We start from the raw sequence: 13,630 nt of genomic DNA, 5'->3' as shown, positions 1-13,630 counted from the left end.
CTATGAAGCCCAGAATCGCAGTGGTTGCTTTAATCCTTGCAGCTTTACTCCTCGCAGGTTGCCAGGGGAAGCAGACAGAGCCACAAGCCGAGTCTCAGCAAACTCCCCAACTTAACCCAACACAGCAGCAGACAGAGCAGATTGTCGAGGACATCAACGTAACACAGGAGCTTCAAGAACTTGAGCAACTTCTCCAAGAACTCGAGAATTTGGACAATGTTGATTTAAATGTCTGATTTTTCCTCTTTTTTAATCAGGTGAGGAAGATATCAATGCCAAACACTTCAAGAAGTGCGCCGACCGGGATTTGAACCCGGGGCAGGGGCTCGGCAAGCCCCTGTGTTACCAGGCTACACCATCGGCGCTTGAAGGCTCTTCCATCCACTGATTAATAAGCCTTTCGTTGGTGTTTTTGGGTTGTAAATTAGTTGTAAAACCATGGGATGAAAAGGCTGCAAATGGCTGGACTTAGGCTGCAATATTGAGTTTACGATGGTAGGAGGTCAGTATCGAAATCTCGCTTTAGACTGTTCCGCACAGCATCCTCGAAATCCCCAACTCTGTATGGATGGGAGAAATTTAACGAAAAGAATTACTTTTTTGCACTTTCTTTTTTATGGGAAAACCTTATTTTTTAATCACCATACGCTGGATATGGAAGTAATTCAGAATGTCTTCAACAAGGCAGAGAACGGGGACAGGATTATGATTTCCTTTCCTGACATGGTTAGTTTTTTCACCGTAATGAAATGGCTCACTGAGCAATTCGGCGAGCCCTTGTGGGTACTCTGGACAGATGCAGCTGTTGAGAGAATTAACTACCTCGGCAAGAAGTTTGACTTCCCAGTGAGCGGTAATGCTGTGACTGTGGGAGCAAAAAAGGACTGCTATTTTCTTGATGTAGTGGCGAGATATGACGTATATGACGACATAAGCAAGCTGGTAAAGACTCTTCCCTTAGGAAACGTCTTAATTATTTCCTTTGGCGTTAACTTCCTCGAAATCTTCGGACAGAGCTTATCCAAGGCTATTGAGTTCATAATAGAGCACGAAAACGGAATTCTCTGCACGTGCACCGTTGGAGAAGCCCCAAACATCCTGTTCCCTTTCCACGACACATTCATTGAGATAAAGTCCGGAGACGAGTCCTATCTGGCTTATCGCTCATACATTGCAAAACTTAGGTTCTCAATAGATGGTGGCACGGTTGAGATGAGCGACAACTTTTTGGTCGGTAGGGAGTAATGATTAAACACAACCAAATTCCGGATAAATGATTTTAATCCTCATTCTTCAATAAGTTCAATGAGCATCGAACAGCAAATCAGAGCGCTGGAAGAGGAGATAAAGAGAACTCCCTATAACAAGGCAACTGAGCACCACATCGGAAGGTTGAAGGCAAAACTTGCGAGACTGAGAGAGGAGGCTGAGAAGCAGAAAGCAAAAACAGGGAGGCAAGCGTTTTCTCTGAAAAAAGAGGGAGATGCAACTGCAGTTTTAATCGGCTATCCGTCAGTTGGGAAATCAACATTGCTCAACAGGCTAACCGGGGCGAAAAGTGAGGTTGCAGATTACGATTTTACCACATTAAAGCCTGTCCCGGGGATATTGAACTACAAGGGGGCGTCAATCCAGATTATTGACGTTCCCGGAATAATTGAGGGGGCTGCAAGCGGCAGGGGGAGGGGCAAGGAGGTAATTTCTGCTGTCAGGGTTGCCGATCTGATAATAATTGTCGCTGACGTGTTCAACCTTCACACCATTGAGATTGTCAAGAAGGAGCTTTACGAGGGAGGGATAAGGCTCGACCAGAAACCTCCCGACGTTGTAATCAGGAAGAAGGAGAGGGGCGGCGTGAGGATAAGCTCCACAGTCCCGCTTCAAATAGATGAGGAAACTATAACGAGCATTCTGAAAGAGTATAAGATCCACAGCGCCGATGTTGTTATAAGGGAAGAGATAACGATTGAAAGATTCATCGATGCCTTGGCTGGCAACAGGGTTTACATACCTTCTCTCACTGTTGTTAACAAAATCGATTTGATGGATGTCGATGTGGACAACGCCATTAAAGTTTCGGCCGAGAAGGGAACAAACCTCGACCTGCTGAAGGAGGAGATTTACAGGAAGCTCGATTTTATCAGAGTTTTCCTCAAACCGCCCGGTGGGAAGGCAGACTTCAACGAGCCAATGATTTTGAGGAGAGGCGCAACAGTAGAGGACATTTGCAAGAAGCTCCACCGCGATTTTGTTGAGAACTTCCGCTATGCTAAGGTTTGGGGAAAGTCTGTCAAGTTCGATGGCCAGAGAGTTGGTTTAGAGCACGTCGTTGAAGATGGCGATGTTGTCACTATCTATGCATAGTTTTTACCGTTTTTGTCAAAACCGGTAAATGCATTTATATACGTTGCTCCAAGTAGTGCTTGAGGTGATGTAAGATGGTGATGATGAAGTTGTTCACATCCCCAACCTGCCCGTACTGCCCCAAGGCGGAAAAGGTGGTTAGTAAGGTCGCGAAGGAGGAGGGTGTGCTGGCGATGAACTTTCCAGTTAATACAGATGAGGGTATGAAGGAAGCTCTGAAGTTCGGAATAAGAGGAGTTCCAGCTTTAGTGATTAACGATAAGTACCTCATCCTCGGCGTTCCGGATGAGGGTGAGCTTAGAGAATTGATAAGAAAACTGAAAGGAGGTGAGGAGTATGGAGCGTCTTAACAGTGAGAGGTTTAAGGAGGTAATTCAGAGCGACAAGCTCGTGGTGGTGGACTTCTACGCGGACTGGTGCATGCCCTGCAGGTACATCTCGCCGATACTGGAAAAGCTGGCGAAGGAGTACAACGGAAACGTGGAGTTCTACAAGCTAAATGTCGATGAAAATCAGGACGTTGCCTTTGAGTTTGGCATAGCGAGCATTCCGACGGTGCTGTTCTTCAGGAACGGCAAGGTTGTCGGGGGGTTCATCGGGGCAATGCCCGAAAATGCAGTGAGAGCTGAGATTGAAAAAGCGTTAGCAGTATGAGATCACTAAAAGAAATGATTTCAACCTTAAACTGCGGAAACCTGCTTGAGTGTGTTCTCGGCCTAACGCCAGCGGATGTGATGGTCTACGAGGCATTACTGCAAGGCAAGGAGAGAGTCGATGAGATAAGCGAGTGCGTTGGAAGGGGGGAAAGTGCGGTTTACAAATCCCTCCAGAGACTCCTCCTTGCCGGAATGGCTTACAGAGTTAAGATGCCGCTGAACGGCGGCGGATATTATTTTATTTACAGGCCTGCACCAAAAGAAAAGGTTGTGGAAGAGGTGGAGAAAGTTTTAGCGGCTCTCGTAGAGAGAGTTAGAAAAGCTTTGGAGGAGTTCACAGATGATAGCGGTACTCGGATGTCAGGGGTGTGGAACCTGCAGTAGAGTCTGCCCAACCGACGCGATAATCAGAGAGGGAGGCAAGGTCGTAAGAATAGACCAGAGCAAATGCAAGGAGTGTTACGAGTGTGTGAAAGCATGCCCGTACGGGGCGCTCATAGTTATGGACTGAGCTTCGATGAAATAATCAAGCTTCTCGGTGGAGATGATGAGAGTAGAAAGGCAGTTGTACTGCTTAGAAAGTACTGGAAGAAAGGTAGAATTCCGAAAGATGAGCTCGACGTTGAAACTGCCTTAACTCTTGATTACTTTAGGCTTGCACTTCCGGTAAGCTCTTTTCACGATTCCCTCTCCTGGAAAATGCGATTTTTTGCAGTTGAAGATATGGAAATACCATACATAGTGAGATTTTTCATAGAGGACGTCGAGAAAGGACGGGGAGACTGGAGAAAAACTGTGGAAAGATATTTCAAAGCGATTGGTGAGGAAAGGGCTGAGGAGTTTGCCAAAATTTTCGAAGAAATGGTTGATAGGAGTAAGAACCTCATAATCTGCGGGGAGGACATAGTGGACATCTCGATGAAGTACGGAAGAGATGGCGGAGTTGTAATAGCCGAGATGAAGGGAGCGGGTTTGATAAGCCCAACGGTCGGATGCGGTGCTTTTGGGAGAGCTAAGGCACCACTTTATGAGATAAACAGGTTTTTTGCAATGCTCTTGGAGAATCAGCGTAGTTAGAATTCCATTTTACTGACATCCCTACACAACACCTTTAAATTTGGTGAGTTTTAAGACAAGTTTGTGAAACTGATTGCGATTTCAGTGTACGGAGAAGACAAGCCCGGAATAGTTTACAGAATATCAAAGGCTCTCGCTGATTGCGGAGCAAACATAGTGGACATTGAGCAGACCGTTTTGCAGGGGATGTTTGTCATGTTCATCGTGGCTGAGGTCGAGAATGAAAGCTGTGTGAGGAAGGAGGTACAGAAAGCTGCTGAAGATGTGGGAGTAAACGTCAGCCTCACGCCCTTCCAGAGGAAAGAAGAGGATGAGAAAAACCTGTACGTCGTCACAATTCTTGGCAAAGATAGAGTAGGAATAATGAGGGATATCACAAAAATTTTCCTCGACTTTGGCATAAACATTGAGAAAACAACGCTCACAGCAAGAGAGGAGCTTATTTCAATTGAGTTCCTCGTTGATCTGGGAAACAAGGATGCTGCGGAAGTAAGGAGGAGATTGAGAGGCGAGGCTGAAAGACTCGGACTCGATTTGGTGATGCAGCCCTATTCTACCTTCAGGAGAGAGAAAAGGCTGATCGTCTTCGACATGGACTCAACGCTCGTTGAGGCTGAGATAATTGACGAGCTTGCCAGAGAAGCTGGTGTGGGGGAGGAAGTTTCCAAGCTGACAGAGAGGGCTATGAGGGGTGAAATAGGGTTTAAAGAGGCACTTGAGGAGAGAGTCAAGCTTTTGAGGGGTCTGCCGGTGGAGGTGCTTGAGAAAATATACTCCAGAATAAAGCTGACGGAAGGTGCCAAGGAGCTTGTTAGGAGCTTGAAAGAGGCTGGTTACAAAGTTGCGGTGGTTAGCGGAGGTTTCAGCTACTTTACCGACAGACTTAAAGAGGAACTCGGCCTTGATTATGCATTTGGAAATGAGCTTGAAGTAGAGAACGGAAGGCTCACGGGCAGAATTAAAGGGAGAATTATTGATGCGAAAGAGAAGGCAAGGATTGTGGAGGAGATAGCGAAAAAGGAAGGTATCAGCCCGGAAAACGTTGTTGCAGTGGGTGATGGCGCTAACGACAGACTTATGATAGAAAAAGCCGGATTGGGGATAGCCTTCAACGCCAAGGAGGTGCTGAAGGAGGTGGCTGACGGAAGCATCTCCAAGGAGAACCTTGTTGGGCTTGCGAGTGTTCTCAAGCTGCCAGCGGAGTTTAAAAAGAGAGTATAATAGAGTATAATGAAATCCGTTCTTGTGATTTACCTACTTACGCTCGGAGTGAAGATTTATGCCTACCACGTTTCGGGATTTACCGCAATACTTGGTGATGCTTTCCATTCAGTAATCGACATAACAATGATTTTAATTCTAATCTTCTCCGAAAGGTTTTCGAGGAAGGCGGGCGATAAAACTCATCCATTCGGCCATGAACTGGCAAAGAATGTTGCTTCACTTGTGGTCGGTGTCGGATTCATCACATTCATGTTCTTTGAGCTGATGAAAGAAGGAATCCTGAAGATTTTAAACCCCTCTTCAGCATACAAGAACTTCGAGGTTGCTATAGGTGCAGAGGTTGTTGTTCTGCTTCTGCTACTCTTAGCTGCTGGTATATCCGCAAGGAGGAGTGGGATTTTAAACAGAACATTGCTTGTCGAAAGTCTGAACGACTCGCTATCAACGGTGGCTGCAATTCTTGGCGTAACTCTGGTTTGGGCCGGATACACCATTTTTGATGGTGTTGCCACCATTTTGATTGCCTTAATAATCTTCTACAACTCATTTGAACTCGTTAAAGAAAATGCCAGAGTGCTCCTCGGAATGTCCCCATCGGATGAGTTCTACCAGAGCGTTGAGGACACATGTATGAAAATAGACCGTGTTGAAGGGATTCACGATATGGTTGGAGTATATACAGGAGAAGATTCAGTCCATCTCGACATGCATGTGACTGTTGACGGAAGTATGACTGTAAACGAGGCAGACAAACTTTCATTCGAGATAGCTCAGGCCATAATGGACAAGCATCCTGAAGTCAAGCACGTTTCAATCCACTTCTGCCCGCACAAAGGTGAGAGGAGAAAAATATACACTTCCGAAGACGTTTTCAGTTTACGAGGGGGCAGAAGAGAGGATGTCTGAAGTAGAAAAAGAAGTAAAAATGGATTAACTCAAAAACCTCTCCAACCTTCTCAAAAACTCTGATATCCTCTCCCGCGAGGTGGCGTAGCTGAGCCTCACCCAGCTCTTGTATGCAACACCAAATGCTGAACCAGGTGTTAATGCAACGTACTCTCTCTTCAGAAACTCCTCGCAGAACTCGTTGCTGTCTCTCCTGACATCCATGAAGATGTAAAACGCACCTTTTGGCGGAGCGTAGTTTATTCCAAGCTCGTCAAGCTTCGTCATTATCATGTCCCTTCTCGCCCTAAACTCCTTTACAATATCATTTATGAAGCTCTGGTCACCCTTTAATGCAGCTACACCAGCGTACTGGACGAATGACGTGGGATGACTCACAGAATGACTCTGCATGCGGTTCATCAGCTTGATTATCCACTCAGGAGCTGCTGCATAACCAAGTCTCCAGCCAGTCATTGAGTAAGTTTTTGAGAAGCCGTTGATGGTTATCGTCCTCTCAAGCATTCCATCCATAGCTGCAAGGCTGTAATGCTCACCCTCGAAGATTATTTTTTCATATATCTCATCTGACATGACAAGCAAATCCCTGTCAACTGCCAGATCCCTTACCTTCTTGAGGAACTCCTTTGGATACACAACACCGAGCGGGTTGCTTGGAGTGTTTATAACAATCATCTTCGTGTTTGAGGTTATGTAGTCCTCAATCGGAGCATCCTCAAAACCTTCTTCGTGCGGCACCCACACTGGTTTTGCTCCGGCCATCAGTATGCAGGCCTCGTAACTCACCCATGAGGGGTCGAGCAAGATGACTTCATCACCTTCTTGCAGAAGGCACATCATTGCCTCAAAGATCGCATACTTTGCCCCCGGAGTCACTATTATATTATCCGCAGAAACTTCAATGCCATTCTCATTCCTCAGCTTCTCAACGATGGCATCAATCAGCTCCGGGACACCTTTCGTTGGAGTGTAGAAAACCTTTCCCTCTTTCATCGCCTTGTAAGCGGCTTCGATGATGAAATCTGGGGTGGGGAAGTCGGGCTCCCCAACACTCATGTCGACTACGTCCTTCCCCTCTCTCTTCAGCTCCTTTGCCATCGTTGATACTCTCAGCGTTGCGGAGGGCTGAACTACCTCAATCCTGTTAGCTCCTCTCTGCATCATACTCCTTCAGCCTCTTTACGAGCTTGACAGCAGCTTCAACCGCCCTCTTGGCGTAGTCAACCCTCTCGGTAGCTGCAATCCTGCCCATTCCAGGCCCGCTTATGCCGAGAGTGACGGGCTTGCCGTATTCAAGGCTCAAATCCATTATTTTTCTTGCCGCATGCTGGGCAACAATTTCGTCGTGCTCGGTCTCCCCCTCAATAACACAGCCTATGGCAACAACAGCGTCAACCTTCCCCTTTTCAAGCATCTTCTTTACGGCAATCGGAATGTCGAAGGTGCCGGGCACTCTGATGACCTCGCTGACCTCAGCCCCAAGAAACTCAGCATGCTCTTTACCGAGAATCTCCATCATGTATGTGATGTCCCTGTTGAACTCAGCCACGACCATTCCGAGTTTAACCTTCTCCATTTGAAACCACCTGTCATGAATCTCTTTGAGTTATATAATAATTTAGGGAATCGCATTGACTCGATTTATCACGGATAATAGAACTTCAAAAAATTTTAAAATCCTATGCAAAAAATTCGAATTATGGTCAGGCTTGACTTCATGAAAACCTTCATGGAGGTTGTTGAGTCGGGAAGCTTGAAGAAGGCTGCCAAAAACCTGGGAATGTCTGTCAGCTCCGTAAGCTTTCAGATTAACTCGGTAGAATCATTTTATGGTGCCAAACTGCTTGAAAGAGGGACTAACGGTGTAAAGCTGACTGATGAAGGGAAGATTGCTATTAAGAACATGGAATCCATTCTGAGCAGTGTTGAAGAGACGAGGAAGCTGATTTCAAACATTAGAGGTGATAAGATAACCATCGCCTCCGGAATGGTTGGGTTGAATATAGTCCACGCAATTCAAACTCTGCTCAAATCCAGCTACCCACAGCTTGAGGTCAATGTTGCTCTCAGAGGGGCGCATGAATGCGTTAAAGGTGTATTAAGTGGCGAGTTCGACTTTGCCATAGCCGGAGATATTCTCGACGAATACCTGGAGTTCGACAGGCTTAACTGCGATATCCTCGGCGAAGACCACCTCGTTTTGATCACACCACCAGATCATGAGCTTGCTGAGAAGTCTATTGTCACGCTGGAAGATGTTACAAAATATCCGATAGTAATGCTGAACGATAACTATGGGATTACCACAAGCACAAAAAAAGCTCTGATATCGAGCGGTGTGAAGCTCAGCGAGCTGAATATTGCCTATACGGTTAGCGATTTCTACTCAAAGATAAACGCGGTCAGCAGCGGTATTGGAATATCCATAACGTCCTTCATAGCCGCATGCAAGGCGTGTGAGGTTGGGTTAATCAAGATGAGGAAAATCGAAGGCTTTAAATCCAAGAGAAACATTTACTTCGTCTCCTCAAAGCTTTCTCTTGAGAGTAAAAAGATGAGAGAGTACTACGAATTCATTCTGGCCAAGGGAAGGCAGCTTTTCGAGGATTTTGCAACGCAGTGCAGATGTTTTGAATAATTCTAAAATTTCGAATATTTTGAAAAAGATTTCACTATCTTTTCTTTATTGATTCAAATACTTTCTTCCAGTTAACAAATTTTTAAGAAAATTTAGTCTTTTAATTAAAAGCCGATTTTCGGTAAGCAAAAACTCCGTAATTTCAAAAAATTTCGAAACATATTTAGAAAATTTCGAAAATTTTAAAAAGTGGCTGTCCAAGCGAGCTTTATGACGCAAGAGGTGGTGCTGGATACGGAGACTCTTCTGAACGACAGGAAGTTTGCAGAAACAATGCTGTTGAAGAGGGACAAGCAGGGACTGAGCAAGGCTGACATGGTCTTCATTCTGAGAAACTTGCTGAAACTAAAGTACTACCCGGTGGCAGTGAAATTCTTCTACGATGAGGGAGAAGTGGAGAAGTTCAAGGCGGAGCATGAATACTTGGTAGCGTGCAATCCGTTTACGTTCTGCCATTTCTCAGCAGCCTCAAGGCAGCGCGGCGATGTCTTGCTTGGAGATAAGAGAACTCTGGGATGCAGTAACGCTCGATATCTGTTTGGATGGAAGGACTTAGATGAGCAGGAGATTAAGAGCCACGTAAAGTACGTAAGGGACAGAGAACAGGCGGAGAAATTCGTGAAAACAAAACCAAGACTTCCTGAAGGGCTGGTGGCCTTCGCTACTGCACCTCTGCACAAGGCAAAGTTTGAGCCAGACTTGATCCACATAATCTGCGACGTTCTGCAGAGCTACCACATCTACAACGACTGGGCTTCTGCGATGGATGTGCACCCCGTCCAGCCTAACCTGATGATGAACTCAGCGGTGTGCGGAGGGGCTGTTTGGACGTACAACAACAGGAAGATCAACGTTGTGCCGATGTGCAGCAGCAGCTACACTTCAGGCAAGACCGAGCAGGGAGAGATAAACGTTTACGTCCCGTGGGAGCAGTTCGAGCCTTACATAGTCAGACTGCTTGAGAGAACGGCAAAGTACGGTGGTGCGAGCTTTCCGAGAACCGGTGAAACATATCCGGGCTTCAATATATGCAAGCTTTGCAACTTCCTGCTCTTCAGGAAGCCCAAAGAAGACGAATAAGGAGGTGGTGCTGTTTGATAGACGTAACATGGATGGAAATAGCGGGAGAGACAATAAAAATAAACGCAGTCGTTTATCTGCTGTGGTGTATTTGGGTTGGCTGGATTTTCTCCACTGTTGGAGCATTCGGAGGCATTATGGCTGGTGTTGGGCACATTTCAATTCTCGGCATCGGTAACTGGGCGAGCAAGCTGAAAGGTAAGAGCATCAGCATTGGAATGTACAATGATGCTGGAAAATACCTCACAGACCACATAAGATTCTCGAACACCGCAATAACTTGGCTCAACTCCCTCTCAAGCACAATAAACTGGTACACACAGAAGAGGCTCGTCTGGCCTGCTGCCATTGCAATGGGTCTCGGAATGGTCATTGGTGCGCAGGTTGCAGTTTGGGGAACCGGCGGGAAGCTTGGAGTTGCTCTCTACAAAGGTCTCTTCGGACTCTGCACATGGGCCGTTTCCTTCTACATGTTCTACCAGATAACTCCCAGGGCTAAAGCATCGAAGTCAAAGGGAAGAGAGGCCGCAAAGAGGTTCCAGCAGAGAGTTGAGGAGCTCAGAAAGAGTGGAAGGTTGCATGAGCTTGAAGGTATTACCAACGTAAAGTACTCGCTCAGCAAAGTCGAGTTTGATTTCTTTGGTGAGCACTTCGTGGCTAAAAACTACCTGCCGTTCTTCTACGGACTCCTCATCGGATTCATAGCCGCGTTGATCGGTGTCGGTGGAGGGTTCATGATCGTTCCGTTCTTCACCGCTCTTGGATGGCCTATGTACATCACTCCAGCAGTCTCAGCTTTAACAGTCTTCCTCAACCAGTGCTCGGCACTTGCGGGATGGTTGGCTAGAGGAGTTCAGTTCGTGTGGCCAATCGTGATCGGTTGGGCTGGCATTCTGATAGGCAGCTACATCGGGCCAAGGACGCAGAAGTACCTGCCGATGGACGTGCTGTTCGCAATGTTCGGCGCTCTGGCGTTCTACGTTGGAACGAGATACATTGCCGCAGGATTCTTTGGAATCCATCTCCCGCCGTAAGCATGAACCCGCCTTTTCTTTACTTTTTTATTGCCGCAACTGCAGCGGCTGTTGTTTTGACGGAGCGCCTGGAATCCTTACTCCTTAATAAGTTCTTCAAAGGATTTGTAGATGAAATTAAGAGGGCAGAAGCTGAGCTGAACGAGTACTACGCTCTGTCCATTCTTGCAATAGCCATGAACGACAGGGAGGCTTACGAGGGGTTCCAGAGGATGGCGAACGAGAAGTACTGGCCCCTGTTTTTCAGGAAAATGATGTTTTCCACATCCCTCTTCTTCTTGCTTTTGACACCCTACATGCTCCTGACAACCTTTTTCATAGACCCTCAGGCTTTTTCCTACATAATGTTCATCGCCATTGCCTACTTCACCGCAAGGCTTGGATTGAGCTTTGTCATCGACAGCTTCAATGCGTGGAAGAAGGCAAAGGAAACACGTAGAAATTTTGGTTAACTGTTGATGCTCATAATAACTTTTAATTCTAACAGTACGAAAAGTTTTTTAGAAGATAATGATAAATGTGTTTGATGGCCAACGCCGCTGACTTCGCCAACGTTCTAATGCAGCTTGTTCTGACCAATTTCGAGCTGCTTATGAATTCCTTCAGGCTGCTGCTCAACAATTCAGTTGATGTTGCCGCTATATGGAATGTGTCAATTCACGCAGCCGGATTTGGTTACTGGTTCACCAAACCTTTTGTGGGGGATGGTGGCTCTCTGGACGTTGCGAGCAGAAATGTTTCGGCGATGAAAAACATAAGTTACGCGATAAACTACATAGGAGGTAATGCCGAAACGATTTTTGGTAATGAGACCGGCCAGAAAGGCCTCTCTGCCGTTATGAGGCACTTTGTTGAGATGATTGATGAAGATTTTGCCGTGAAAGTGTGGGAGATGGCAAGAACCGGTGTGGAGGTTGGGATGAGGATGCTGGAAAATATTAATGCGACACTGAGGTGATTGTATGGCAATAGCAAGTGCAACAGACTTTGCGCTCAATGCGATTCTCAACCCAATATCAGACTTCTATGTCCTGATTTACGGACTTCTTGAGCCAATAAATAAGCATTTGATTCCTGAGCACACAGACTTCATCTACGGCCAGCTTTCAGTTTTACTCTGGGGAACCAAGTTTCTCGCTGCAATTATGGGTGTTACTGCCGACAATACAACTGTTTTGTCCAATTTCACGGATTTTCTCAATACATTGTCCGAAAACTCATACCACTTCTTCGGTACCGCTGAAGGAAACAGCGGGATGGCCTACATTGCGAAGCACTCCTACATTGAGCTGACGCAGAACAAGCAGCTTTCAGAGAAAATGGCGGTAGGTTTTGCGAGGACGCTCAATAATACAATAATCTACTTCGTAAAGGCTTTAGAATACCTGTGAGGTGATGAGATGCCTACAGTGTCCGAGCTTGGCGGTGTAATGCTCCAGGGACTTTCCGCACTTCTCAGAGCCCTGGGTGACTTCTTCATCTATCTAAAGTACGTGGGGAACAACGAGACAGCTGTCAACTCCTCAAGGGGAAGCTACCAGAGCTTCTGGGAGATATGGTACCATGTTGATGCAGCAATTTCATGGTTCAGAAAACTCCTTTTCGATGAAAGCGGTTTTATCTGGCAGATAAACCACAATTCCACTCTTGAGAACGAATTCGCTGAAGTGGTGGAAGTGGCTGCGAAGAACGGGACTTACATATTCGGTGATGTTTCGGGGAATTACGGAAATGCCTTTTTGCTGAAGGCCATGACTGTAAACGTCTCAAACAATCCGGAGTTCGTGTCCAACTTGTATTATGCCGCAAAACACCTAGTGATTCTAGTGTCAGACGCCCTCAAGGTTTTTCCGGGCTATTTTCCGGGGTGATAAAAAATGCCGCTGGACGTCTGGATGGCTTTCTCGTACTTCATAGAATTCTTCCAGAGTCTTTTCATGCTCAACGCAGAGATTTTCAGAATTATTGCCGAAAACGATACCATTGCTAATAAAACTGCTGAAAACATTTACTACCTCTCAGGCTTTTTGAAGTACTTCTCTGAGGGTTTCAGGGATACAGTGAATGTCGTGGCAGCAAATGATACGCTGATGAGATACAGTGTAGGTATCTGGCAGAAGGTTGCAGGGAACGCCACGTACGTTTTTGGGGATGATGATGCTCAGTGGGGTATTGCATACATATGGAGGAAAGCGTATGAGTGCATTCAGGCTGGAGGTTACTGCGAGGCGCAGGCTCCAAGCCTGACATACCACGCACTGCAGTTCTTCAAGTGGATGTTTGCCGCTTTAGCGAAAATTGGGCAGAAACTTTCTCTGGTTTACACATAGTCGTAAAAAAATTAGATTAGTTGAGACCTAAAATTGCACCCAGAAGCTTTCCAAGAGGCGACAGCAACCAGTTCAGAAAGTCTACCAGCCAAGCTGGAATGTTTAGGGACAACGTATGTCCGAAAATATCAACCGTTATTAATAACGAGTTCAAACTCATAAAATTAGCACAATTATCCCTGTATTTAAGTTTTTTGATTATATACACATAAACATTATCATTATAATAGACAGTACTTCGCTTCTATAGATTTGCTATTAGGTAATTGGGTATGTCCACATTACCAAAACCTATAAATCTAAAACATAACACTAAAATAT

General features: G+C 45.9%; 20 protein-coding genes and 1 tRNA gene. 18 read left to right on the top strand and 3 right to left on the bottom strand.

All coding sequences use genetic code 11. From position 1 onward, the window contains the following. Positions 1–2 precede the first annotated feature (2 nt). On the top strand, positions 3–236 hold the full coding sequence (locus H0Z19_RS07965; RefSeq protein WP_290725535.1) for a hypothetical protein: 234 nt from the start codon (positions 3–5) through the stop codon (positions 234–236). A 56-nt stretch (positions 237–292) separates the two neighbouring features. Here H0Z19_RS07965 and H0Z19_RS07960 read toward each other — a convergent pair. Then, positions 293–365, bottom strand: a tRNA-Gly gene (locus tag H0Z19_RS07960). A 289-nt stretch (positions 366–654) separates the two neighbouring features. On the opposite strand from H0Z19_RS07960, the gene H0Z19_RS07955 reads away from it, so the two are divergent. The 9 genes from H0Z19_RS07955 (at position 655) to H0Z19_RS07915 (ending at position 6,227) form a co-directional block, all read left to right on the top strand. Next, positions 655–1,245 (top strand): hypothetical protein, encoded by a 591-nt coding sequence (locus H0Z19_RS07955; protein ID WP_290725533.1) that lies wholly within the window; start codon positions 655–657, stop codon positions 1,243–1,245. 60 nt (positions 1,246–1,305) lie between these two features. Continuing rightward, positions 1,306–2,364, top strand: a complete 1,059-nt coding sequence (locus H0Z19_RS07950; RefSeq protein WP_290725531.1) for a GTP-binding protein — start codon at positions 1,306–1,308, stop codon at positions 2,362–2,364. A gap of 80 nt (positions 2,365–2,444) precedes the next feature. Beyond that, positions 2,445–2,714 carry an MJ0307 family thioredoxin gene (locus H0Z19_RS07945; protein ID WP_290725529.1) on the top strand — a complete coding sequence of 90 codons (270 nt, stop codon included), beginning with the start codon at positions 2,445–2,447 and terminating at the stop codon, positions 2,712–2,714. Further along, positions 2,701–3,018, top strand: a complete 318-nt coding sequence (trxA, locus tag H0Z19_RS07940; protein ID WP_290725527.1) for a thioredoxin — start codon at positions 2,701–2,703, stop codon at positions 3,016–3,018. The genes H0Z19_RS07945 and trxA overlap by 14 nt, the downstream gene beginning before the upstream one ends. 14 nt (positions 3,019–3,032) lie before the next feature. Beyond that, positions 3,033–3,404, top strand: a complete 372-nt coding sequence (locus tag H0Z19_RS07935; protein ID WP_365892565.1) for a helix-turn-helix domain-containing protein — start codon at positions 3,033–3,035, stop codon at positions 3,402–3,404. Beyond that, on the top strand, positions 3,361–3,531 hold the full coding sequence (locus H0Z19_RS12045) for a 4Fe-4S binding protein (protein WP_010879631.1): 171 nt from the start codon (positions 3,361–3,363) through the stop codon (positions 3,529–3,531). The genes H0Z19_RS07935 and H0Z19_RS12045 overlap by 44 nt, the downstream gene beginning before the upstream one ends. Further along, positions 3,498–4,097 (top strand): hypothetical protein, encoded by a 600-nt coding sequence (locus tag H0Z19_RS07925; protein WP_290725555.1) that lies wholly within the window; start codon positions 3,498–3,500, stop codon positions 4,095–4,097. Before H0Z19_RS12045 ends, H0Z19_RS07925 begins: the two co-directional genes overlap by 34 nt. Before the next feature lie 63 nt (positions 4,098–4,160). Then, complete coding sequence (gene serB / locus H0Z19_RS07920; protein ID WP_290725525.1) at positions 4,161–5,318, top strand: phosphoserine phosphatase SerB; 1,158 nt, start codon at positions 4,161–4,163, stop codon at positions 5,316–5,318. A 9-nt stretch (positions 5,319–5,327) separates the two neighbouring features. Then, the gene (locus H0Z19_RS07915) at positions 5,328–6,227 is read left to right on the top strand and encodes a cation diffusion facilitator family transporter (RefSeq protein ID WP_290725522.1); all 900 of its coding nucleotides are present in this window, start codon (positions 5,328–5,330) and stop codon (positions 6,225–6,227) included. A gap of 24 nt (positions 6,228–6,251) precedes the next feature. Here H0Z19_RS07915 and H0Z19_RS07910 read toward each other — a convergent pair whose 3' ends face one another. Both H0Z19_RS07910 and ribH read right to left on the bottom strand, forming a co-directional pair. After that, positions 6,252–7,391, bottom strand: coding sequence for a pyridoxal phosphate-dependent aminotransferase (locus H0Z19_RS07910; protein WP_290725519.1), 1,140 nt, complete (start codon positions 7,389–7,391; stop codon positions 6,252–6,254). After that, on the bottom strand, positions 7,372–7,803 hold the full coding sequence (gene ribH / locus H0Z19_RS07905; RefSeq protein WP_290725517.1) for a 6,7-dimethyl-8-ribityllumazine synthase: 432 nt from the start codon (positions 7,801–7,803) through the stop codon (positions 7,372–7,374). The genes H0Z19_RS07910 and ribH overlap by 20 nt, the downstream gene beginning before the upstream one ends. Before the next feature lie 123 nt (positions 7,804–7,926). On the opposite strand from ribH, the gene H0Z19_RS07900 reads away from it, so the two are divergent. From H0Z19_RS07900 to H0Z19_RS07865, 8 genes are all read left to right on the top strand, one after another. Next, entirely contained in the window at positions 7,927–8,865 is a 939-nt protein-coding gene (locus H0Z19_RS07900; RefSeq protein ID WP_290725516.1) for a LysR family transcriptional regulator, read from the top strand. A gap of 210 nt (positions 8,866–9,075) precedes the next feature. Further along, complete coding sequence (locus H0Z19_RS07895; protein WP_290725514.1) at positions 9,076–9,945, top strand: DUF169 domain-containing protein; 870 nt, start codon at positions 9,076–9,078, stop codon at positions 9,943–9,945. Positions 9,946–9,959: 14 nt separating this feature from the next. Then, complete coding sequence (locus tag H0Z19_RS07890; protein ID WP_290725512.1) at positions 9,960–10,979, top strand: sulfite exporter TauE/SafE family protein; 1,020 nt, start codon at positions 9,960–9,962, stop codon at positions 10,977–10,979. 2 nt (positions 10,980–10,981) lie between these two features. Next, positions 10,982–11,431, top strand: coding sequence for a hypothetical protein (locus H0Z19_RS07885; RefSeq protein WP_290725508.1), 450 nt, complete (start codon positions 10,982–10,984; stop codon positions 11,429–11,431). Between the two features lie 74 nt (positions 11,432–11,505). Then, entirely contained in the window at positions 11,506–11,937 is a 432-nt protein-coding gene (locus H0Z19_RS07880; RefSeq protein ID WP_290725506.1) for a hypothetical protein, read from the top strand. A 4-nt stretch (positions 11,938–11,941) separates the two neighbouring features. Next, entirely contained in the window at positions 11,942–12,370 is a 429-nt protein-coding gene (locus H0Z19_RS07875) for a hypothetical protein (RefSeq protein WP_290725504.1), read from the top strand. 9 nt (positions 12,371–12,379) lie between these two features. After that, positions 12,380–12,850, top strand: a complete 471-nt coding sequence (locus tag H0Z19_RS07870; RefSeq protein WP_290725501.1) for a hypothetical protein — start codon at positions 12,380–12,382, stop codon at positions 12,848–12,850. A 6-nt stretch (positions 12,851–12,856) separates the two neighbouring features. After that, the gene (locus tag H0Z19_RS07865; protein ID WP_290725499.1) at positions 12,857–13,309 is read left to right on the top strand and encodes a hypothetical protein; all 453 of its coding nucleotides are present in this window, start codon (positions 12,857–12,859) and stop codon (positions 13,307–13,309) included. Positions 13,310–13,630 lie beyond the last annotated feature (321 nt).

The sequence above is a fragment of the Archaeoglobus sp. genome (assembly GCF_017656475.1).
Lineage (GTDB): Archaea > Halobacteriota > Archaeoglobi > Archaeoglobales > Archaeoglobaceae > Archaeoglobus.
Note: the sequence above shows the minus strand (reverse complement) of the source record. Positions and strands in the feature narration are given on the sequence as shown.